Origin of the sequence: Arthrobacter sp. NQ4 (assembly GCF_029077345.1) — a bacterium.
GTDB lineage: Bacteria > Actinomycetota > Actinomycetes > Actinomycetales > Micrococcaceae > Arthrobacter.
This window is the reverse complement of sequence record NZ_JARETC010000018.1, coordinates 19582-42041: the sequence shown is the minus strand read 5'-3', so window position 1 is coordinate 42041 and position 22460 is coordinate 19582. Positions and strand designations below refer to the sequence as shown.

The window sequence follows — 22460 nt, the reverse complement described above, 5'->3', positions numbered from 1 at the left end:
GCGGGTTCGTCCGCGAACACTTCTTCGGCAAGACCCCGCAGACCAAGGACCTCGTCGCGGACCTCACCGATGACCAGATCTGGAACCTCAAACGCGGCGGCCACGACTACCGCAAGGTCTACGCCGCCTACAAGGCCGCCACCGAATTCAAGGGCAAACCCACCGTCATCCTCGCCCACACCGTCAAGGGCTACGGGCTGGGCCCCAGGTTTGAAGGCAGGAATGCCACACACCAAATGAAGAAACTGACGGTTGAGGATCTCAAGGACTTCAGGGATTACCTGCGCATTCCGATTTCGGATGAACAACTCGACGCCGACCCGTACCGGCCTCCCTACTACCACCCCGGATTCGATGCGCCCGAGATTGCCTACCTCCTTGAACGGCGGAGCGCATTGGGCGGGCCGGTTCCCGAACGCCGCGGCGGACACCAGGCGGTTGATCTTCCGGACGCGAAGTCCTATGAGGTGGCAAAGCGCGGTTCAGGCAAGCAGATGGCCGCAACCACCATGTCTTTCGTGCGCCTGCTCAAGGATTTGCTCCGCGACAAGAAATTCGGGAACCGGATTGTGCCCATCGTGCCGGACGAGTCCCGCACGTTTGGGATGGACGCGTTCTTCCCGACGGCGAAGATCTATAGCCCCGCCGGGCAGAACTACCTGTCAGTGGACCGGGACCTCGTCCTGGCCTACAAGGAATCCCCCGCAGGGCAGCTGATCCACCCCGGCATCAACGAAGCCGGCGCCGTGGCAGCCTTCACCGCCGCCGGAACCTCCTACGCCACCCACGGCGTACCCCTGGTCCCGGTCTACGTGTTCTACTCCATGTTCGGCTTCCAGCGCACCGGCGACGCCTTCTGGGCCGCCGGAGACCAGATGACCCGCGGCTTCATCATCGGCGCCACCGCAGGACGGACCACCCTCACCGGCGAAGGCCTCCAGCACGCCGACGGACACTCCCCCCTGCTGGCCTCCACCAACCCCGCCGTCCTCACCTACGACCCCGCCTACGGCTACGAAATCGGACACATCGTCCGCTCCGGCCTGGAACGGATGTACGGTGCGGATTCGACGGACAAGAACGTCATGTACTACCTCACGGTGTACAACGAACCCATCATCCAGCCCGCAGAACCGGAGAACCTCGACGTCGAAGGCGTCATCAAGGGCATCTACCTGCTCGCCCCGGCCAAGATCGACGGTCCCCGCACCCAGATCCTTGCCTCCGGCGTCTCCGTGCCCTGGGCCATCGAAGCCCAGCGCGTGCTTGCCGATGACTGGAACGTCTCCGCCGACGTCTGGTCCGTGACCTCCTGGAACGAACTGCGCCGCGACGGCCTCGCCGCCGAAGAGGAAGCCTTCCTCAACCCCGGCCAACCCGCCCGCGTCCCGTTCGTCACCCAGCAACTCGAAGGCGCCACCGGCCCCATCGTCGCCGTCTCCGACTACATGAAAGCCGTCCCCGACCAGATCCGGCAATTCGTCCCCAACGAATACGCCACCCTCGGCGCCGACGGCTTCGGCTTCTCCGACACCCGCGCAGCAGCCCGCCGCTTCTTCAAGAACGACACCCACTCCATCGTGGTGAAAGTCCTGCAGATGCTCGCGGCGAGGGGCGACGTGGAGGAGGGCGCGCCGTCGTACGCCATGGACCGCTACAAACTCCTGGACGTCAACGCCGGCACCACCGGTGGGGCGGGTGGCGACGCCTGAGCGTTGCTCCCGTAGGGTGCAGCTATGGGTGACGGAAGCAGGACCAGTTCAGCGGGAATGAGGACCACCGGGGTGGTGCTCGCCGCAGGGGCGGGCACCCGCCTGGGACTGGGCCCGAAGGCCCTGCTTCCGTACCGGGGACGCCCGTTGGTGGAGGCTATCGCCGGAACACTGCTCGACGGTGGCTGCCGGGAGGTGGTGGTGGTCCTCGGTGCAGGTGCGGCCCAGGTTGAGGCTGCCGCCAGGCTGGACGGCTGCCGCGTGCTGACCAACCCGGAATGGGAATCAGGAATGGGCAGTTCCTTCCTGCTCGGCAACCAGGCCTCGGACCCGGCAGACCATCTCTTGGTCGCGCTGGTGGACCAGCCGGGCCTGACACTGGAAACGGTGCACCGCCTGTTGTCCTGCCACCGCACTGGGCGGATCACCGCGGCCGCGTACGGCCGTCGTGATTCCAACGACGGCGGTGCGGCGGGGCTCCGCCGCGGGCATCCCCTGATCATCGACGCCTCCCGGCGCGACGCCGTGTGTGCAACGGTGACGGGTGACGCCGGGGCCCGTGGCTTCCTGCGGAGCCACCCGGACCTTGTGGATGAGGTTGACTGCAGCGACCAGGACACGGGCGAGGACGTGGATACACCGGACCAGCTTGGCCTTCTCCAGTAGCACCAGCACCCGGAGACCGTCAGGCGTGAGCCCGCAGGAACCGCTCAAGGGCATCCTCCCAGGGGGACGCGCCATGGCGAACGAGGTCGATGCTGCCCGGCCACTTTCCGTCCGGCCACGTTCGGTCCGGCCACTTTCGATCCGGCCAGCGTGGTGGTTCCCAGTCCTGGTGTTCGCTTGTGTAGTGGCGGCCGGTGGGTGAGGTCCAGCCGGGTGGTTCGTTCTTGGTGGCGGGGGTGGGTTTCCAGGCGGTGGTGTGGCGGAGTTTGTGGTGTTTTGGGCAGGGCTGTCCCAGGTTGCTGATTCCGGTGGTGCCGCCGTTGGCCCAGGCGAGGATGTGGTCGGCGTCGTTGTCGAGGGAGTTGTTGCTGCAGCCCGGGAACGGGCATTTGCCGTCCCGCAGCCGCAGCCAGGCCCGCATGGCTTTGGTGACCCGGTAGCTTGTCCGGGCGATTTCCAGCGGTGCCCCGTCCCGCGGGTCCACCAGGACCCGGTAGAACGAGCCAGCACCGGAGGCGACGAGTGCCCGGGCCATTGACGGTGGGATGGGGCCGTACCCGTCGAGCATCGCCGGTTCATCGGTCTGGCCCATTAGGGAGAACACCGGGACCGTGACCAGCACCTGCGCCCGGATCGGTGATTGCCCACGGCCCCGGGCGGCACCCGCGCCCTCGGTGAAGATACTGCTGCCGCGGGTTTCGGCGTCGTTCGTGGTGCCATTGGTGAGGATCGCATCGGCGAAGGTATCCGCACGGAGTTGGGGCATGCTGCGGGGCTCGTCGGGTCCTTGCATGCCCCGGGCGGCGGCGGTGAGCCGGTTCCACCCGGCCAGGGCCTGGTCCGCGGGCAGGTACGCGGAGAGCCAGGCCATCCCGTCCTGGTCCGGCCGGAACTCCACCCGCCGCTCAGCCACGCCTTTGGCGTGGCGTTTTTCGATGGACCCGGCCTGGTGGCGTTCCCGCCAGGTCCGGGCTTTGGCCTTGAACCGGTGCGCCGGCAACCCACCCACAGGGCACCCCCTCGCCGGGTCCGGGGCGTCCGGGTCAAGGAAATGCGCTTCCAACGCCGCAGCCCCATCAGGATCAAGGCACGCTGTCTCGTCCGCCATCACCACCGCGTGGCTCCAGGAGATCGCCCCGGCCTGCAACGCCTCCAACGTCCGCGGCAACGTCGCCGTCACAGCGTGCGAGGTGACCAGGAACGACGACGCCGCCCGCGGACCCAGAGCCAGCACACACCCGATCTCCGCCGCGACCGCGATCTCCTGCGCCCGCACCGGAACATCCGGCCCCGCAACAGCAGCGGCGCTCTCCATATACCCAACGGCAGCCTTGGCCTTCAACCCTGCGATCCCGGCCTCAACCTCACGGGCCCCGGCCAGAATCTCCAGGCAACCATCCGCTAAACCAGCCAACGGGTCAGCCACAGAAAAAGGCACCGAACCGGCCCCATCCACCTCAGCATTCAGCACAGCAAGGGCAGCACGGATCTCCCCGAACGCCCTCACCACCGCCGCCTTCCCCATAAACCCATCATGACAAAGGGGTACGACATTCAAGACGGGACGCGGAGAGTCAGCTCAGGCCGGCATCCCACGCTCCAGCAATTGCTCCAGCCCCTGTTTGAAACCGGACCTGCCACCGTGGGCGGGATGCCGGACCTTCGGTACGTCCAGGCCGCTGCGTTGCAGGCTGTGCTGGGCCACGTTGCCTACGGCCACGATGGTTGGTGAAGGGCACCCCGGTGATACGCATGCCCCTGAAGCCCGGCGCCTCCCCCACCAGCAGTACCTTGGGCCGGCGTTCCAGCATCTCCTGCAGGTAGAGCTCCAGGTTGTGCCGGCGGAGCGCATTCTCCGGAACTGCGTGGTTGAAGAAATTGTTGGCCGCAGCGCCCGTGTCGACCACTGCAAGCTGCTCAACGAATGCCGCGATGCCGGAAGCAGGCTCCACTCCAGCCACCTTGGTCGTTGTAGTTACCAGCGCGGGTGGATGGCCTCGCGGAAGTAGTGGTCGTAGATCCAGCGGACGCCGTCGTCGAACTCTTTGCCGATGCTGACGCCAGCCGCGGCCGCGTTGGCACGGGCCTGCTCCACGTTGCGGGCGCCCGGAATCACGGTGGTGACACCGTCCTGGGCCGCGATCCAGGCGATGGCGGCCTGGGCCGTGGTGGCACCGGAAGGCACCAGCTGCTCGAACTCCTTCACAGCTTTCAGGCCCAGCTCGTAGTCCACGCCGGAGAAGGTTTCCCCGACGTCGAAGGCCTCGCCCTTGCGGTTGTAGTTCCGGTGGTCGTTCTCCGCGAACGTGGTGTCCTTGGAATATTTGCCGGACAGCAGGCCCGATGCCAGCGGAACGCGGGCAATGATGCCCACGCCTGCGGCTTTGGCGGCCGGGAGGACGTCGTCCAGGGGCTTGAGCCGGAAGGCGTTCAGGATGATCTGGACGGAAGCGGTTCCCTCGTGGCGGATCGCTTCCAGGGCCTCGTCCGTGCGTTCCACGGAGACGCCGTAGTTGCGGATGGCGCCCTCGGACACCAGGGTGTCCAGTGCGTCGTAGACCTCGTTGTTGCTGTAGACGGGAGTGGGCGGGCAGTGCAGCTGGACCAGGTCCAGCGTGTCCGTCCCCAGGTTCTTCCTGGAACGGTCCACCCACTGGCGGAAGTTGGCCAGGGTGTAGTTTTCCGGCTGCTGTTCCATCCGGCGGCCCATTTTGGTGGCCACGGTAATGCCGAGGCCCGGGTTCTCCTTCAGGAACTTCCCGATGGCCTGCTCGCTGCGTCCATCACCGTAGACGTCGGCGGTGTCAAAGAAGGTGACTCCCGCTTCCACGGAAGCCGCGAGGATCGCCTGTGCCTGCGCTGGGTCCACGTTGCCCCAGTCCGCGCCGAGCTGCCAGGTGCCGAGCCCCACAATGGACACATTCCGTCCGGTCTTGCCTAAAATCCGCTGTTCCATCCCCCGACTATATGCAGCGATGCAAGCCGGGGTCAGATCCGCCCCGCCCGGGGCCCACCCCGGGAGCCGCATGTGGCCCCCGGCGTGGTCCTATGCAGGAACCTGTTCCAGCCCGGGCACAAGTCCCGCTTCCTTGAGCCCCAGGTAGATCCGGTCACGGGCAATGGGCAGGGACGTAAACCGCACTCCCGTCGCGTTCCGGATGGCGTTGGCAAGCGCCGGAGCCACCGGATTAAACGGGCTTTCGCTCATGGATTTCGCCCCCAGCGGCCCCATCTTGTCGTTCGTGTCGGCGAAGTACACCTCGCTGCGCGGCACGTCCGCGAACGTGGGGATGTGGTACTGCCGCAGGATGTCCGTGGTGACCTTTCCGGCGTCGTCCACCACCACTTCCTCATACAGCGTGGCACCCAGGGCCTGGGCGATCCCGCCCTCGATCTGTCCGCGGCACTGGCGCGGGTTGACCACCACCCCGGCGTCCGCTGCCTGCACGCTTTGCAGGATCTTCAGTTCGCCGGTGCCGCGGTTTACCGCCACCCGGAAGCCGTGCACGTTAAAGGCGACCGAGCGCGGTGTACCGCCCCAGCGCCCCTCCGCGGCCAGTTCGACGCCGGCATCCGCGGCGGCCCGCGCCAGTTCAGCCAGTGCCACGGGAGTTCCGTCGACCACCACGGCGTCACCGTCGAGGACACAAGCGGACGCCTGGGTCTGCCGGATCCCGGCGGCAAAGGCGCGGATCCGGACAGCCAGCTCTTCCGCGGCTGCCAGGGTCGCCTTGCCGGCCACCACGGTGCCGGCGGAGCCGAACGCACCCGTATCGTGCTCCACCAGGTCGGTGTCCGACTGCCGCACCGCCACCCTGGAGGCCTCCGTGGACAAGGCTGTAGCCGCCAGCTGGGCGTGCACGGTGGTGGTGCCGTTGCCGAACTCGGCGGTCCCGACGTCGGCCTGGTACGTCCCGTCCGGCAGCAGCCGGAGCCGGGAATGGGCAAAGTGGCCGCGCGGGGGCACGGTGTCGATCATGGACAGGGCGGCCCCTTCACCCACCATCCAGTCGGGTCCAAGGTCATCCAGGCCTGCGTCCCGGTACCTGGCCTTGCCGCGGTCCAGGGCATCCCGGACGAGGTCCAGGCACTGGTCCAGTCCGTAGCTGCCGTAGTGGACGTCTTCCTCCGGGTCCGGCTGGGTGGACAGCATGTGGTCGCCCTCGCGGACCATGTTGCGCCGGCGGAACTCCAGAGGGTCCATGCCGATTCCGGCGGCGAGCTCGTCCATGGCGGACTCGATGGCGAAGATCATCTGGCTCAGCCCGTACCCGCGGAACGCACCGGACGGCACGGTGTTGGTGTAGACCGAATGCGCATCCACTTTCTTGTTGGCGCAGTTGTACACAGCCAGGGATTCGCCGCAGCCGTGGAACATGACGCCGGGGCCGTGGTTGCCGTAGGCGCCGGTGTTGGTCACGACGTCCAATTCGAGCGCGGTCACCCGCCCTTCCCTGCTGGCCCCGGCCTTCAGCTTGATGGTGAACGGGTGCCGGGTGGTGGTGGCGGTGAACTGCTCGGTGCGGGTCAGTTCCAGCTGGACCGGCCGCTGCAGCTTCAGGGCCGCGAGCGCCACGAGGTCCTCGGTAAGGACCTCCTGCTTGCCGCCAAATCCGCCGCCGACGCGGCCCGCCACCACATGCACTTTGTCTTCCGGCAAACCGAATACCCGGCACAGGGTGCGGCGGACCAGGAACGGGACCTGGCTTGACGTGCGGACCTGGAGCCGCCCTTCGGCGTCCACCGAAGCGATGGCTGCGTGGGTTTCCAGTGCCACGTGCTGCACCCGCTGGGTCTGGTAGGTCTGTTCGTGGATAAAATCGGCGGCGGCGAAGCCGTCAGCCACGCTCCCCAACTCCGAGTGCAGTTCCGCCACCACGTTGCAGTCCGGCCGCGAGATGCGGGAGTGGGCGGCATCCTTGTCCCCGTGGACCAACGGCGCGCCGGGACGCAGGGCCTCCTGCGGCGAGAAGACGGCGGGCAGTTCCTGGTATTCCACCTGGAGCGCCCGCACCCCGGCCTCCGCGGCGCCCACCGACTCGGCGACGACGGCGGCCACCCGCTGGCCAATGAAGCGCACCACGTCGTCCAACACCCGCGTATCGTCCGGGTCGTCGGTGAAGAGCTCGTGCTGGGCGGTGGAGAACAGCTGCTCCGGCGCATCCTCGTGGGTGAAGACCGCCACCACCCCCGGAATCTTCAGGGCAGCCTCCGTATCGATGGACACGACCCGGGCGTGTGCGTGCGGCGAGCGCAGGATCTTCAGGTGCAGCAGTGCCCGTTGCTGGTCACCCGGGAGATCCAGGGTGTAACGGGCGGTCCCGGTGACCACCGCCCGGCTGGCAGGCGCGGGAACGTCGTCGCCCAAACGGCCCGGCTCCGGGTCAGGCTGCCCCTCCCCTGCGATCCCGGACCCCGGTCCCTGGGGATCGGGGTGGCCGGCGTTCCCGCAGACCGCGTCCGCGATGGCGCGGTAGCCGGTGCAGCGGCAGAGGTTGCCCTTCAGGTTGCGGGGCAGGTTCTCCCTTTGGTCGTCGTCGAACGTGGCGGCCGTCATCACCATGCCCGCCGTGCAGAAGCCGCATTGGAAGCCCTGGCGTTCCATGAACTGCTGCTGCACCGGGTGCAGCTCCCCCTCGGGACCACCGGCGGCGGCCAGCCCCTCGATCGTGGTGACCGCATGGCCCTCCGCGCGTACTGCCGGGTAGATGCAGCTGTGGACCGGCGTCCCGTCCACGTGCACGGTGCAGGCACCGCAGTCTCCGCCGTCGCATCCCTTCTTCACACCGGTGTTGCCCTGCTCGCGCAGGAACGTCCGCAGGCATTGCCCCGGGCGCGGGTCCGCGCCGGCGGGGGTTCCGTTAATCTCGATGGCCATGCTCAGGCCCCTTTCGGCAGTGTGGTAGTCCCGGCGGCCGGCCTGTCGCCGGCCCGGGGCGGCCAGAAGTCGCCGGAGACAGGAACATCGTGGGCACCGGCGGGTGCGGCGAGTTCTGCGCGGATTTCCTCGGCCAGCCGGGAGGTCATGTCCCGGCGCCAGGCAGGCAGGCCGTGGATGTCATCGTGGTAGAGCTCCGCGGGGATGTGGTCATCCAGCGCGGCGGCCAGCCGGCCTGCGTCCGGGAGCGTGTCGAAGCGCAGCTGCACCGGCCGCTTGGTGGCGGCGGTGACCGTCAGGGTTAGGGAGGCGTCGCCGTCGAGCCGTCCGATGAGCAGCGCCCCGGACCGGCCCAAGTTGCTGAGGGAGAGGCGCCGGAAGGCCACGCGGGCGGAAAGGGCCGACGCCGGCAGGTGGACGCTGCGAAGCAGCTCGCCGGGTGCCAGGCAGTTTTTCGCATCCCCGGTGACGAACTCCGCCACGGGGACGGTACGGCTGGAACCGCCTGGCGCGAGGACGGTGGCCACGCCATCCAGTCCGGCGCACAGCGAGATGATGGGACCGGCGGGCAGCGAGGTGCAGAGGTTGCCGCCCACCGTGGACATGTTCCACACCTTGAAGGACGCCACGAAGGAATCGCAGCACGCACGGACCAGGTCCAGCCCCGGCCAACTGCGGCCGGTCACCTCCGGGGAACCAGGCAGGACGTACAGCTGCGCGATGGTGCAGGTGGCTGCCAGCTCAATCCCGTCTTCGGTGACGGTGATGGGCGTCCAGCCGGCGTCGCCGAGGTCCAGCAGCCGCTTGAGCGGCTGCGGACCAAACGCATAGCTGCCGTAGGAGAAAAGGACCGTGCCGCCGGCAAGCCAGGCGTCGCCGTCGCGCCATTGTGCGGGGTCGGTGGTGCGGACCACCGCCTCGATGGTGTTCATGTCCATGCGATCTCCTGCGTATTAAGGTCTGTGGGCGCCGGGGCAGCCGGGTGGTGATGGATGGTGCCGGAGGTTTCCCGCAGCGGCTGGCAGCTGGCTGCGCGGGTGCGGGCGGCGATCAGTTCAGCGGTGACGGATACCGCCACTTCGGCGGGAGTGACCGCACCGAGGTCAAGGCCGATGGGTGAGTGGAGCTGGGCGATACGCTCCGGCGCGACGCCCGCGTTGAGGAGCTGCTCAACCCGTTGGAGGTGGCTCCGCCGGGACCCCATGGCGCCAACGTAGGCGAGGTCCAGGGCCAACGCCGTTTCCAGCAGGGGGAGGTCGAACTTGGGGTCATGGGTGAGGACGGCGGCCACGGTGCGGCTGTCCGTCCGGCCTGCCGCCGCTTCCGCTGCCAGGTAGCGGTGCGGCCAGTCGGTGACCACCTGGTCGGCGGCCGCGAACCGGGGCTGGGACGCGAAGGCTGGCCGGGCATCAACGAGGGTCACGTGGTAGCCCAGCAGCTTAGCTGCGGGGACCAGTGCGGCACCGAAGTCGTTGGCGCCGAATACCAGCATCCGCGGCGGGGCCAGCCTGGACTCCACCAGGATGGCGGGTTCCGCGGCAGGTTGAGCGTCGCCGGACTTGGCGGGGGCGCATTCGCCCGGCTGCAGGAGCCGGACCAGCCCGGCACCGCCGCTGCGCACCAGGGATTCCACCTGCAGGGCCGGTTCCCCGTGCAGCAGCGCTGCCAGCTCCGAAGATGCTGCCAGGCGGAAGGCGCCCGGATCGGAGAGGACGACGGCGGCACCTCCTGGAGTACCGAGCAGCCGTACCAGCGCCACGGCGTGGGCCGGACCCAGGCCGGCGAGCTGCAACAGGACGGCCCGAAGCGGGTGCGGGATTTCGCCAGGCACGGCGGCGGGTACGGGCTGGATCTGGATGCCCAGTTCGCCCCCGCAGGTGAGTCCGGCCGCGAAGGCATCTGCGGAACTGAAGCCAAAGGTCCCGTGGCGCGGGACGGCGTCGTCCATTGCCTCCTGGGCGAGCGCCACCACGGCGCCTTCCACGCAGCCGCCGGACAAGCTGCCCAGCACGTCACCGGAACCGGCGACCAGCATGGACGTTCCCACGGGCCGCGGCACAGACCCGGAGGCCGCCACGATGGTGGCCACGGCGAACTCCCGGGCTGCGAGCCGGGGCACCCAGAGGCCGAGCGAAGGGATCAGGTCAAGCATGGCGTCGCTCCTTCTTCCGCAGCGGTGATGTCAATTGTCGGTCCTTCCGGGGGCCGGGCCAAGGGCTGGCACGGCCCCCGGAAGGAGAGGGCACTACTTAGCCGCCCAGCAGGGCGTTGATCGGCCCGCGGGCGAAGTACACCAGGAACCCGGCGCTCACCACCCACATCAGCGGATGGATCTTCTTGGCCTTGCCGGACGCCGCCCCGATCACGGCCCAGCTCACAAAGCCCACGCCGATGCCGTTGGCGATCGAGTAGCTCAGCGGCATGGTCACGATGGTGAGGAAAGCCGGCAGGGCCACGGTGAACTTGGTGAACTTGATCTCCCGGATCTGCGCCATCATCATGGCGCCCACCACCACCAGGGCGGCGGCGGCAACCTCGAGCGGCACCACGCTGGTGAGCGGGGTGAGGAACATCGAGCCGAGGAACAGGACGCCGGTGACCACCGACGCCAGGCCGGTGCGGGCACCTTCGCCGATGCCGGCTGCCGAGTCGATGTAGACGGTATTGGAGGAACCGGAGGTGGCCCCGCCCGCCACGGCGCCGAAGCCTTCCACGATGAAGGCGGACTTCAGCCGCGGGAAGGTGCCGTCCTTGTGGGCGACGCCGGCGCTCTTGGCCAGGCCGGTCATGGTGCCCATGGCGTCGAAGAAGTTGGTGAACACGAGCGTGAACACCAGCATGGTGGCTGCGAGTCCGCCGATCCTGGCGAAGGAGCCGAAGAGGTCGAAGTGGCCTACGAGGCCCAGGTCCGGGGCGGACACCAGCTGGCCGGACAGGACCGGGGTGTTCAGGTGCCAGCCGCCGGGGTTGGTGGCGCTGGCGGGGCCCAGTTTCATGACTGCTTCCACGACGGCGGCCAGCACGGTGGTGCCGACGATCCCGATCAGGAGTCCGCCCTGGACCTTGCGTGCCACGAGGATGCCCATGGCAAGGAGGCCGACGACGAACACCAGCGTGGGCACGGAGGTGATGGAGCCGCCGTCGCCCAGCTGGACGGGCGGCCCGCCCGCGGTGGGCCGGACGAAGCCGGAGTCCACGAAGCCGATGAAGGCGATGAACAGGCCGATGCCGACCGTGATGGCGGCCTTCAGTTCCTTGGGCACGGCCCGGAAAATGGCCGTCCGGGCGCCGGTGACTCCGAAGAGGACGATCAGGATGCCGTTGATCACCACCAGGCCCATGGCCTCGGGCCAGGTGACTTCCTGGATCACCGAGACGGCAAGGAAGGAGTTGATGCCCAGTCCGGCGGCGAGCCCGAACGGCAGGTTGGCGATGAGGCCGAAGAGGATGGTCATGACGCCGGCGGTGAGGCCGGTGACGGCGCCCACCTGCGCGGCGGAGAGCCAGCCTCCGGCGACGTCGGTGGGGGCGTTGTCCGCGCTGAACCCGCCCAGGATGAGGGGGTTGAGGATGACGATGTACGCCATGGTGAAGAAGGTGACCAGGCCGCCACGGAATTCGCGGGCAAGGGTTGAGCCGCGCTGCGTGATGTGGAAGAACCGGTCCAGGAGGGAGTCCGGCGCCGGCGGGGTGCTTCCCAGCCGCGTCCGTCCGGTTGCCTTTTGCGTTTCGCGTGTCGCTGCGGGCTCTGCGCTGTTGTTCCCGTTGGGGAGCAGCGCAGCCTGCTTTTCAGCGGAATTGTCCAGGATTGTCATGTCAGCCACCGGGCCCTAGTAGTCAATCCTGGTTTCGAGCGTGTTCCAGGTGTTGAACGGTTCCAGCGGGGCCGGGGCCTGGGGATCGCCCAGCTCCAGCTTCGAAACCGGCATCAGGGAATCCCTGTCCTGGTTGTCGAAGTATTCGTAGAACACTGCGTCGTCGAAGCCGACCGAGGCGGCGTCGTGGCGGTCCGCCGCGTAGACAACGCGGCTGACCCGTGCCCAGAGTGCGGAGGCCAGGCACATGGGGCACGGCTCGCAGCTGGTGTAGAGGGTGGCGCCGCTGAGGTCGAAGGTGCCCAGCTCGCGGCAGGCGGTGCGGATGGCGGTGACTTCAGCGTGGGCGGTGGGATCGTTGTCCGCAGTGACGCGGTTGACGCCGTCGAACGTCTTGCCGTCCGCCGTGACGATCATGGCGCCGAACGGGCCTCCGCTGTTGAGGACGTTGGCCGTTGCCAGCCGGATGGAGCGGGCCAAAAACTGTTCGGCCGTGACGGTGGTACTCATGATGCGACTTCCTTTTGCCGGGAAGCCTGTTGCCGCGCAGGACCAGTAAAACCAGGTGCGAACGGTTACCAGGCTTCAGCATGTGCTGTGAAGGTTAAGTTGCGCCTGGTAGATAGCTTCCCGGGTTCGGGCGCCCGCCTTTGGCAGAATCGAGATTAGCACCGCTTTGTGGGCCGCGCCATAGTTTTCTGGAAATTTAATTTCGCGATGTGAAATCTATGTTTCGCGCTCTTCACCGGCCCGTCCGTCTCCGCGGTCACAAACAGAGGCATTGACGCAGGCCAGGCCGTTTCCCTACTCTGGTCGCACCCGCGCCGCCCGACGGCACGGGAACCTGGATCAGCAGACAGGGCCTCACTGAGCTGGATATAACTGCACCGCACTCCGCTCAGACAAGGACAGCCCATGACCATTTCCTCCCCTGCCCCCATCAGCCGGCTCTGGATCAGGAATCCGTTGGCCGCGTTTACCGCCAACTCCCTCGACGCCTCCGGCGGCGTGGTGGTCAGCGGCGGTGTTATCACAGAGGTCCTTGCCGCCGGCCAACAGCCGTCCGCGCCCTGCACCGAAACGTTCGACGCCGGCAACCACGTACTGCTGCCCGGCCTGGTCAACACGCACCACCACTTCTACCAGACCCTCACCCGCGCCTGGGGCCCGGTGGCCAACGCCCCACTGTTCCCCTGGCTGCAGAACCTCTATCCAGTGTGGGCGCGGCTCACTCCCAAGGACCTGGAACTGGCCGCAACGGCTGCCCTCGCCGAACTGCTTCTTTCCGGCTGCACCACCGCAGCGGACCACCACTACCTCTTCCCGGCAGGGCTCGAGGATGCCATTGACATCGAGGTGGAAGCAGTGCGCCGGCTGGGCATGCGGGCCACACTGACCCGCGGCTCCATGACCCTTGGAACCGACGACGGCGGCCTGCCGCCACAGTCCACGGTGCAGGATCCGGAGGTGGTGCTGGCGGACAGCGAGCGCCTGGTTTCCACGTACCACGAGCGCGGCGACGATGCCGTGATCCAGGTTGCCCTGGCCCCATGCTCCCCGTTCTCGGTGACGAAGGACATCATGGCCGAAAGCGCTGCCCTCGCTGAACGGCTGGACGTCCGGCTGCACACGCACCTGGCAGAGACCCTTGATGAGGAGGACTTCTGCCGGGAGATGTTCGGGTTGCGCACGGTGGACTACCTGGACAGCGTGGGCTGGCTGACGGACCGCACCTGGCTGGGCCACGGCATCCACTTCAGCGACGCCGAGATCACCCGCCTCGGTGCGGCGGGGACCGGCGTCGCGCATTGCCCCACCTCCAACATGAGGCTTGCCTCCGGTACAGCCCGGGTCTTGGAACTGGAGGATGCCGGGGTACCGGTGGGGCTCGGCGTGGACGGTTCGGCGTCGAACGATGCCTCCAACATGATCCTGGAAGCACGCCAGGCGCTCTACCTGCAGCGGCTGCGCTACGGGGCCGACGTTCCGGTGGAGCGGGCGCTGGGCTGGGCCACCCGCGGCTCGGCTGCCGTGCTGGGCCGGCGGGGACTGGGTCAGCTGGCACCCGGGATGCAGGCCGACCTGGCGCTGTTCACCCTGGATGAGCTGCGCTTCTCCGGCAGCCACGACCCCGTCGCCGCCCTCCTCCTCTGCGCCGCCGACAGGGCCGACCGGGTGATGGTCGGCGGGAAGTGGCGGGTGGTGGACGGCCAGATCCCGGGGCTGGACATACCGGGGCTTATCGCGGAGCACTCAGCCGCGGCACGGCGCCTGGTCAACGGCGGCCGGTGAACGGCTGACAGCGGTCCGGGCCGCTGCTACCGTGGCGGCATGACCCCGTCAAAGACGCCGCCCGAGGTTCTCGACATCGATGGAATCGAAGTCCGCATCTCCAGCCCGGACAAGGTGGTATTCCCGGAGCCGGGGCTGACCAAGCTCGACCTGGTGCGCTATTACCTTGCAGTGGCGGAGGGCGCACTGCGGGGCGCGGGCGGCCGGCCCATGGTGCTCAAGCGGTTCCCGAAAGGCATTGACGCCGAGCCGTTCTTCCAAAAACGCGTGCCGGAAAACCACCCGCCCTTTATTGGTACCGCCTCACTGCATTACGCGTCCGGGACCTCGGCCGAGGAAGCCGTGATCCGGGATGCCGCCGGCCTGGCCTGGGTCATCAACCTTGGCTGCCTGGACCTGAACCCGCATCCCGTGCGGGCAGAGGACCTGGAACACCCGGACGAACTGCGGGTGGACCTTGACCCCATGCCGGGCGTGGACTGGTCGCAGATCGTGGATACGGCGTACGTGGCCCAGGAGGTGCTCGATGACGTGGGTTTGGTGGGATGGCCCAAGACCAGCGGGTCGCGCGGACTTCACATCCTGGTCCGCATTGCCCCGGAGTGGTCCTACTCCGATGTCCGGCTGGCTGCCGAAACCCTGGCACGGGAAGTGGAAAACCGGGCTCCCGGCCTTGCGACGGCACGGTGGTGGAAGGAGGAGCGCGGCGAGAGCGTCTTCGTGGACTTCAACCAGAATGCCAAGGACCGTACGGTCGCGTCCGCCTACTCAGTCAGGCCATTGCCGGATGCCCGCGTTTCAGCGCCGCTCACGTGGGAGGAGATGCGCACGGCCCGGCCTGGACAGTTCACTGTTCCCACGATGCTGAAGCGGTTTGCAGAAACCGGCGATCCGCACGCAGGCATTGACGGGGCGGCCGGATCGTTGGATGGATTGCTGGCCCTGGCGAAGGAACTGGGTCCGGCGGAGAAGGCTCCGCGCAGCGGCAACGGGTCCGGCCGCCGCCAGTCGCTGATGCCGCTCATCGAAGTGGCCCGGACCAGGACCAAGCCGGAAGCGCTGGCTGCGCTCGACGAATGGAAGTCCCGGCACGCCGCCGTCGTGAATTCCCTGCAGCCTGCCGACATCCTGGTCGACGGGATGCGCGGGTCCAGCTCGCTCTGGTACCGGGTACGGGTCAACCTGCAGCACGTCCCCGACGGCGAGCGGCCGCCGCAGGAGGAGCTCATCGCCGACTACGACCCCTGGGCCGGCAGGCAGTGGCCGGGGCGGCCCAGGGCCTGAGGAACGAGCACGCGGAGACGGAGACTGGGTACTGGCAGCCGGAGGGCAGGTTCCGGGCTACTGCCAGGCCCGCACCCAGTCCACCTTGATGGCTCCGGTTTTGCCCAGGACCAGTTTGTCTGGGTTGATGCCGACATTCAGGAGGAGGTAGTGCGGGGCATTGCCGTCGCTGGTGGGGTAGGAAAACTCAAGCTTCCCGTCGAAGTAGACGTCGTTGACGCCGGCCTTCCGGTGCACCCCGTAGGTGTGGTAGCCGCCCGCCCAGCATCCAATGAACCATTTTGCGGGATCCCTGTCCGCAGAGTGATAGACCGTGGTCATGGTCCCGGCGAGGGGTTCTGCAATGTCGATCTCGCCGGTTGCGGGGAACTTTTGGCCGGTGGTCCACCAGGCCGGCCAGTTGTAGATACCGCCCGAGCAGGTTCCCGGGAAGTAGATCCGGGCCTCAACGTAGCCGGTGGTGTACTGGAACCCCACATGGCCCGGAACGCCGTCCTTGGGATTGGTGGACAGCAGCGCCCCCGATTCTGCGTCGGACAGCTGCAGGACCGCGTTTCCGTTCTCCACTTTGACATTGCTGGAACAGGTCTTGACCCCGTTCTTTGTCGATCCGGGATGGCAGTCACGGAACCAGTAGGGAGTCCAAAGACTGGTGTTGAGGGTGTCGAATTCCTCATCGAGCACCAGCTTCCACGCTCCCGGAGGGCCGAGCGGACCGCCCTCCTTGCTGGCCACAACGGGGGTGCCCTTGACCAGGGCTTCACTTACCGGGCCATCGGCGGGGGCTTCCTGGGCTTTGGCCGGTTCTTCCGCGCTGGGCTGCTCCGCTGCCGGCGGCTGGGCAGCTGATGCGTCAGTCCCGCCCGGAGCGGCCGGCTGTTCCGCACCAGTGCCACCGGTGGAATCTGAAAGCGCGGGCCCGGGGTCGGTACCGGCCACCGACGCCTCCTGTCCGGGCGGTGAGGCATCAGGCTGCCCCGCCTGCAGCATGGCACTGCCCGAGAGCCCTGCAACGACCAGCACACAGCACAGGACCTGCAGTAGGCGGGCTGTGGCTTGTGGCATCGCTGTCCTTCCCTCGCACGTAATGGCGATGGCCAGACCAAGGACGAAGCCTCCAAGCCCACGGTCGGCTGTCTATCGTGCAAGGCTAGAAGAATTTCCCACGCCAGTCCCGAGTAGCCGCTACTCAGCTTTAGGGACGGCTTTTACGCGCTTTCGCTGCCGGGGTACGCAGCGACTGGATCCACCGGGACAGGCGCCCGGTGGAGTGGAGGCGCTCCTCCGGCACGTACAGATCAGGGTCGACTCCTCCGCCGAGGGGGAGGTAGAACTCCTGCGCACCGGGCCCTGCGGACGGTGCTGCCGGAACAGGATGGTTGTCTTGCTGGTACATCGGAACCTCCTTTTTCATATTATGGAAAGCAATTTCTGCTATGTGAAAAGAATAGGCGGGCATTGGGAGGCGGTCAAGAGGTCAGCCCTACACTCCCGGCGCCCGGACGGTCACAAATGGAATTTTCAATCTGTGATGTACACCACCGGATTGCAGGGGTACGCTGGTATGCAACTCGTGGCGCAGGTCACGTAACCTGGGAGCAGCAGGCAGGGTCGTAATGAGCTGGCATCAACGGATGCCGGCTCTTTTTTGTTGGGTCGGCTCCATCGGAAACGCGCATGAAACGCGCGCTTAATTTCAGTGATGGAACCTAGGTTCCACTTACCGGAAGTTGGGAAAAGACCATGAGCAGCAAGATCATCCTCGGCGAAAACCAGTACGGCAAGGCAGAAGTGCGGGTCGTCAAGATCACCCGCGACACGAACCGCCACGAGATTGAGGACCTGAATGTCACCTCGCAGCTGCGCGGCGACTTTGCAGCGGCCCACCTGGAGGGCGACAACGCCCACGTGGTGGCCACCGACACCCAGAAGAACACCATCTACGCCTTTGCCCGCGAAGGCATCGGCTCGCCGGAAGAGTTCCTCCTGCGCCTCGGGGAGCACTTCACCTCCAGCTTCGACTGGGTCACCGGCGGACGCTGGGAAGCCGAGTCCTACGCCTGGGACCGGATCCAGGCCCACGGCAGCGAACACGACCACTCGTTCGTCCGCAACGGCCAGGAAGTCCGGACCGCGGTCCTGGTCCGGGACGGCGCCACCAGCCACCTCATCTCCGGACTGAAGGACCTGACCGTCCTCAAGTCCACCCAGTCCGGCTTTGTCGGCTACCCCCGGGACCGCTACACCACCCTCCCCGAGACCACCGACCGCATCCTGGCAACGGACGTTTCAGCCCGTTGGCGCTTCAAGACCGGCACCGATTTCAGCGCGCTGGACTTCAACAAGAGCTACGACGACGTCAAGGGTCTCCTGCTCGAAGGCTTCACGGAGAAGTACTCCCACGCCCTGCAGCAGACATTGTTCGACATGGGGACCAAGGTGCTTGAGGCGCACAGCGAAATCGACGAGATCAAGTTCTCCATGCCCAACAAGCACCACTTCCTGGTTGACCTCTCGCCGTTCGGCCTGGACAACCCCAACGAGGTCTTCTTCGCGGCCGACCGTCCGTACGGCCTGATCGAGGCCACCGTCCAGCGCGACGATGCCGCGGCAGCCCCGGCGGCCTGGTCCGGCATCGCCGGCTTCTGCTAAAGCACTCCACCAGGTGGTTGAGCCTGCCGGGTTTGGCGACCCGCAGGCTCAACCGCCAAACCCTGAAGCACCTCCCACAGCCTTACCTGTTAGCCAGACACCAGTTAGCCAGACGATGACGTCTGCCATGAACCAAGAAAGTCTGCCATGAACATCAAGAAGAAACTGGCCCCCGCGGCCGCCCAGCGAGGCGCCCGGCCGGCCCGTCCGGAAGACCAGCGGCTCCCGATCGGCAGCATGTTTGCCTACGGCTTCCAGCACGTCCTCACCATGTATGGCGGCATCATCGCCCCGCCCCTGATCATCGGCGCCGCCGCGGGAATGAATTCCCAGGACATCGGCCTGCTCATTGCTGCCTGCCTTTTCGTTGGCGGCCTGGCCACCATCCTGCAGACCGTCGGCGTCCCCTTCTTCGGTTCCCAGCTGCCCCTGGTGCAGGGTGTGTCCTTCGCAGGGGTTTCCACCATGGTGGCCATCGTCCACGGCGGAGGCGGAATCCAGGCTGTCTTCGGCTCTGTCATCGCAGCGTCCCTGATCGGGCTGCTGATCACGCCGCTGTTCTCGAAGATCATCCGGTTCTTCCCACCGGTCGTCACCGGCACAGTGATTACCACCATCGGCCTGACGCTGATGCCGGTCGCAGCCAACTGGGCCATGGGCGGAAACAACAAGGCACCCAACTACGGCAGCGTGGCAAACATCGGCCTGGCCGCAGCCACCATGGGCATCGTCCTGCTCCTGAGCAAGGTGGGCAGCGCCGCCATTTCGCGGTTGTCGATCCTGCTGGCCATGGTGCTTGGCACGCTGATCGCCGTCGTTTTCGGCATGGCCGATTTTTCCAAGGTGGGTCAGGGCGAAATCGTCGCCTTCCCCACCCCCTTCGCCTTCGGCCCGCCCACGTTTGAGGTCGCCGCCATCATCTCCATGCTGATCGTCATCCTGGTCACCCTCACGGAGACCTCCGCGGACATCATTGCAGTGGGAGAGATCGTGGGCACCAAGGTGGACTCCAAGCGGATCGGCAACGGCCTGCGCGCGGACATGCTCTCCAGCGCCGTCTCCCCGCTCTTCAACTCCTTCACCCAGAGCGCCTTCGCCCAAAACGTCGGCCTGGTGGCCATCACCGGCGTCAAGAGCCGCTTCGTGGTCAGCGCCGGCGGCGTGATCCTGGTGGTCCTCGGCCTGCTTCCCGTCCTGGGCCGTGTGGTCGCAGCGGTGCCCACCCCCGTCCTGGGCGGCGCCGGCGTCGTTCTCTTCGGGACGGTCGCGGCCAGCGGCATCCGGACCCTGTCCAAGGTGGACTACAAGAACAACATGAACCTGATCGTGGTGGCGGCCTCCATCGGCTTCGGGATGATCCCCATCGCCGCCCCCACGTTCTACGACCAGTTCCCCACGTGGTTCGGCACCATCTTCCACTCCGGCATCAGCTCCGCCGCCGTGATGGCGATCCTGCTGAACCTGCTGTTCAACCACCTCCGGGCCGGCAATTCGGACAACCAGTCCGTGTTCGTGGCCGGCACCGAGCGCCTGGTGCGCGCCGAAGACCTCCACTGCCTGGCAGAAGGTGACCGGTTCGAGAACGGCAAGCTGATCGACTGCGACGGCAAGGAAGTCCCCGTCCAGTCAGCCGAAAAGGCACCAGAACATTAGCAAGGACACCGCGAACGACGGCGGCCCGCACCTTCCAGCGAAGGTGCGGGCCGCCGTCGTCCGCTGTCGTGACGCGTCAGGTGCGGTTGAGCTCGCGGGAGATTGCCTCGGCCGCTTCCCGGAGGATCGGCACGGCCTTGTCGGCGAAGTTTTCATCCACCCGGGACACCGGGCCGGAGACCGAGATCGCGGTGGGCGTGGGGGCGTTGGGCACTGCCATGGCGAAGCAGCGGACGCCGAGCTCCTGCTCCTCCTCGTCGATGGAGTAGCCCCGCTCGCGGATGAGCTTGAGGTCGGCCAGGAGTTCCTCCACGTCGCCGATGCTCTTGGGGGTGGGGGTGGGCATCCCGGCGCGGGCAACGATGCCGCGGACGGTGTCGTCGTCGAGCTGGGCCAGGATGGCCTTCCCGACGCCGGTGGCGTGGGTGTGGGCGCGCCGGCCCACCTCGGTGAACATGCGCATGGAGTGCAGCGAAGGCACCTGCGCCACGTAGATCACCATGTCGGAATCCAGCACGGCCATGTTGGAGGTCTCCCCCAACCGGTCCACCAGGATCTTCAGCTGGGGCTGCGCCAGCGCACCGAGCTGCTTGTTGGCCCCCTCACCCAAACGGATGAGCCGGGGGCCCAGCGCGTAGCGCCGGTTGGGCAGCTGGCGAATGTAGCCCAGCGACACCAGGGTGCGGAGCAGGCGGTGGATGGTGGGCAGCGGCAGGTCGGTTGAGGACGAAAGCTCGCTGAGGGTGACGTCGCCGCCGGCATCAGTGATGAGCTCCAGCAGTTCGAAGACGCGCTCCACCGACTGCACCCCACCGGACGCTTTTTCTGCCATTCCGTTGTCTCCTGTGGCTCGGAATCCGACAACTCTTATCCGCATCGTGAAAAGAGTTGCTTAGAACACCCAAGATACAGCACGGCCGTCCCCACGGCGATGCGGGCGTACAGTCGCATTCGGAGGGGTTGTGTTTCCATAAAGTAGATAATAATATCCATAATACGAAAACATTCGGATCAGAGCAGAAGCCGGACCCGGCCCAATCAGGAGGACATTCAATGGCGAACCCCAGCCCCGGAAATTCGATCACCCTGCGCGTGGAAGCACCGTCAAGCTTCAGCGCCACCAGCGAGCTCGCCGCAGCCGTGGGAGCTGCCGGCGCCGCGATCACCGCCCTTGACGTCACCGAGTCCCACCACGAGACCCTGGTGGTTGACGTCACCTGCAATACCACCGATGACGCGCACGCCGCCCGCGTCAAGGACGCCCTCAACGCGCTCGACGGCGTCACGGTCCAGCACGTCTCGGACCGCACCTTCCTGATGCACCTGGGCGGCAAGCTCGAGGTGGTCCCCAAGGTCCCCCTGCGCAACCGTGACGACCTCTCCCGGGCCTACACCCCCGGCGTCGCCCGCGTCTGCCTGGCCATCGCCGAGGACCCCGCCGCCGCGCGGAACCTGACCGTCAAGCGCAACACGGTGGCCGTGGTCACCGACGGATCGGCGGTGCTGGGCCTGGGCAACATCGGCCCCGCCGCGGCCCTTCCGGTCATGGAGGGCAAAGCCGCCCTGTTCAAGCAGTTCGCCAACGTCGACGCCTGGCCCGTCTGCCTGGACACCCAGGACACGGAGGAAATCATCCGCACCGTCAAGCTCCTGGCACCGGTCTTCGGCGGCGTAAACCTGGAGGACATCGCCGCACCCCGCTGCTTCGAGATCGAGGCCCGCCTGCGCGAGGAACTGGACATCCCGGTGTTCCACGACGACCAGCACGGCACGGCAATCGTGACCCTCGCCGCCCTGGTCAACGCCCTGCGCGTGGTGGACAAGAAGATCGCGGACGTCAAGATCGTGGTGTCCGGGGTGGGCGCCGCCGGCTCTGCCATCATCCAACTGCTGAAGGCCCAGGGTGCCCGGCACATTGTGGCCGCGGGCCGCTCCGGTGCCATCCACAAGGGTGAGGCGTACAACGATCCGCACCGCACCTGGATCGCGGAAAACACCAACCAGGAAGGCTTCTCCGGCAGCCTGCACGAGGCCCTGGTGGGCGCTGATGTCTTCATCGGCGTCTCCGCCCCGAACATCCTGGAAGAAGAGCACATCGCATCCATGGCGAAAGACGCCATTGTGTTCGCCATGGCCAACCCCACTCCGGAGGTGGATCCGGCCATCGCCTCCCGGCACGCCGCCGTGGTGGCCACGGGCCGGAGCGACTTCCCCAACCAGATCAACAACGTCCTGGCCTTCCCCGGCCTGTTCCGCGGGCTCCTCGACGTGGGGGCGAGCGACATCACCCCGGACATGCTGGTGGCCGCTGCCGAGGCAATCGCCAACCGGGTGAATGATAATGAGCTCAATGCGAGCTACATCATCCCCAGCATCTTCGATCCGCACGTGACCGCCGACGTCGCGGCAGCAGTGGCCGCCGCGGCACACGCCTCAAATGTGGCAACGGCTGCCGAACCGGCCGATTCCGCCGCGGAGCCTGCACTGGCCTCCGCCTGACCGCCCGAC

The 22460-nt window shown here is 67.0% G+C and carries 17 protein-coding genes and 1 pseudogene; 7 read left to right on the top strand and 11 right to left on the bottom strand.

Going from position 1 to position 22460, the window contains the following annotated elements; all coding sequences use genetic code 11:
- Both PUN51_RS19800 and nboR read left to right on the top strand, forming a co-directional pair.
- The coding region (locus PUN51_RS19800) for a transketolase-like TK C-terminal-containing protein (RefSeq protein WP_441296775.1) at positions 1 to 1712 on the top strand (1712 nt) is incomplete at its 5' end.
- A gap of 57 nt (positions 1713 to 1769) precedes the next feature.
- Positions 1770 to 2378, top strand: a complete 609-nt coding sequence (gene nboR, locus PUN51_RS19795; RefSeq protein ID WP_275182249.1) for a nicotine blue oxidoreductase — start codon at positions 1770 to 1772, stop codon at positions 2376 to 2378.
- 19 nt (positions 2379 to 2397) lie between these two features.
- On the opposite strand, the gene PUN51_RS19790 is transcribed toward nboR, so the two are convergent.
- The 8 genes and pseudogenes from PUN51_RS19790 to PUN51_RS19755 form a co-directional block, all read right to left on the bottom strand.
- Positions 2398 to 3903: an HNH endonuclease signature motif containing protein gene (locus tag PUN51_RS19790; RefSeq protein ID WP_275182248.1), complete on the bottom strand. Its 1506-nt coding sequence runs from the start codon at positions 3901 to 3903 to the stop codon at positions 2398 to 2400.
- Between the two features lie 54 nt (positions 3904 to 3957).
- Positions 3958 to 4330, bottom strand: a pseudogene (locus tag PUN51_RS19785) (hypothetical protein).
- 23 nt (positions 4331 to 4353) lie between these two features.
- Positions 4354 to 5334 carry an aldo/keto reductase gene (locus PUN51_RS19780; RefSeq protein WP_275182247.1) on the bottom strand — a complete coding sequence of 327 codons (981 nt, stop codon included), beginning with the start codon at positions 5332 to 5334 and terminating at the stop codon, positions 4354 to 4356.
- 90 nt (positions 5335 to 5424) lie between these two features.
- Positions 5425 to 8256 carry a molybdopterin-dependent oxidoreductase gene (locus PUN51_RS19775; RefSeq protein ID WP_275182246.1) on the bottom strand — a complete coding sequence of 944 codons (2832 nt, stop codon included), beginning with the start codon at positions 8254 to 8256 and terminating at the stop codon, positions 5425 to 5427.
- Positions 8257 to 8258: 2 nt separating this feature from the next.
- Positions 8259 to 9194 carry an FAD binding domain-containing protein gene (locus tag PUN51_RS19770; RefSeq protein ID WP_275182245.1) on the bottom strand — a complete coding sequence of 312 codons (936 nt, stop codon included), beginning with the start codon at positions 9192 to 9194 and terminating at the stop codon, positions 8259 to 8261.
- Complete coding sequence (locus PUN51_RS19765) at positions 9185 to 10408, bottom strand: XdhC family protein (RefSeq protein ID WP_275182244.1); 1224 nt, start codon at positions 10406 to 10408, stop codon at positions 9185 to 9187. The genes PUN51_RS19770 and PUN51_RS19765 overlap by 10 nt, the downstream gene beginning before the upstream one ends.
- A gap of 97 nt (positions 10409 to 10505) precedes the next feature.
- A complete protein-coding gene (locus tag PUN51_RS19760; protein WP_275182250.1) occupies positions 10506 to 12071 on the bottom strand; it encodes an NCS2 family permease in 1566 nt (521 codons plus the stop codon).
- 15 nt (positions 12072 to 12086) lie between these two features.
- On the bottom strand, positions 12087 to 12581 hold the full coding sequence (locus tag PUN51_RS19755) for a nucleoside deaminase (RefSeq protein ID WP_275182243.1): 495 nt from the start codon (positions 12579 to 12581) through the stop codon (positions 12087 to 12089).
- Between the two features lie 405 nt (positions 12582 to 12986).
- On the opposite strand from PUN51_RS19755, the gene PUN51_RS19750 reads away from it, so the two are divergent.
- Positions 12987 to 14363 (top strand): 8-oxoguanine deaminase, encoded by a 1377-nt coding sequence (locus tag PUN51_RS19750; RefSeq protein WP_275182242.1) that lies wholly within the window; start codon positions 12987 to 12989, stop codon positions 14361 to 14363.
- Between the two features lie 39 nt (positions 14364 to 14402).
- Complete coding sequence (gene ligD, locus PUN51_RS19745; RefSeq protein ID WP_275182241.1) at positions 14403 to 15647, top strand: non-homologous end-joining DNA ligase; 1245 nt, start codon at positions 14403 to 14405, stop codon at positions 15645 to 15647.
- A gap of 57 nt (positions 15648 to 15704) precedes the next feature.
- On the opposite strand, the gene PUN51_RS19740 is transcribed toward ligD, so the two are convergent.
- Both PUN51_RS19740 and PUN51_RS19735 read right to left on the bottom strand, forming a co-directional pair.
- Positions 15705 to 16712: a glycoside hydrolase family 16 protein gene (locus PUN51_RS19740; RefSeq protein ID WP_224027055.1), complete on the bottom strand. Its 1008-nt coding sequence runs from the start codon at positions 16710 to 16712 to the stop codon at positions 15705 to 15707.
- 130 nt (positions 16713 to 16842) lie between these two features.
- Positions 16843 to 17043 (bottom strand): hypothetical protein, encoded by a 201-nt coding sequence (locus tag PUN51_RS19735; protein WP_224027056.1) that lies wholly within the window; start codon positions 17041 to 17043, stop codon positions 16843 to 16845.
- A 347-nt stretch (positions 17044 to 17390) separates the two neighbouring features.
- On the opposite strand from PUN51_RS19735, the gene pucL reads away from it, so the two are divergent.
- Together pucL and PUN51_RS19725 are read left to right on the top strand one after the other, a co-directional pair.
- Positions 17391 to 18299 carry a factor-independent urate hydroxylase gene (gene pucL / locus PUN51_RS19730; protein WP_224027057.1) on the top strand — a complete coding sequence of 303 codons (909 nt, stop codon included), beginning with the start codon at positions 17391 to 17393 and terminating at the stop codon, positions 18297 to 18299.
- Positions 18300 to 18446: 147 nt separating this feature from the next.
- Positions 18447 to 19952: a nucleobase:cation symporter-2 family protein gene (locus PUN51_RS19725; RefSeq protein WP_224027058.1), complete on the top strand. Its 1506-nt coding sequence runs from the start codon at positions 18447 to 18449 to the stop codon at positions 19950 to 19952.
- A 76-nt stretch (positions 19953 to 20028) separates the two neighbouring features.
- Here PUN51_RS19725 and PUN51_RS19720 read toward each other — a convergent pair whose 3' ends face one another.
- Entirely contained in the window at positions 20029 to 20784 is a 756-nt protein-coding gene (locus PUN51_RS19720) for an IclR family transcriptional regulator (protein WP_224027059.1), read from the bottom strand.
- Positions 20785 to 21005: 221 nt separating this feature from the next.
- Here PUN51_RS19720 and PUN51_RS19715 point away from each other — a divergent pair, with 221 nt between their 5' ends.
- A complete protein-coding gene (locus PUN51_RS19715; RefSeq protein ID WP_275182240.1) occupies positions 21006 to 22451 on the top strand; it encodes an NAD-dependent malic enzyme in 1446 nt (481 codons plus the stop codon).
- The last annotated feature ends 9 nt before the right edge of the window (positions 22452 to 22460 follow it).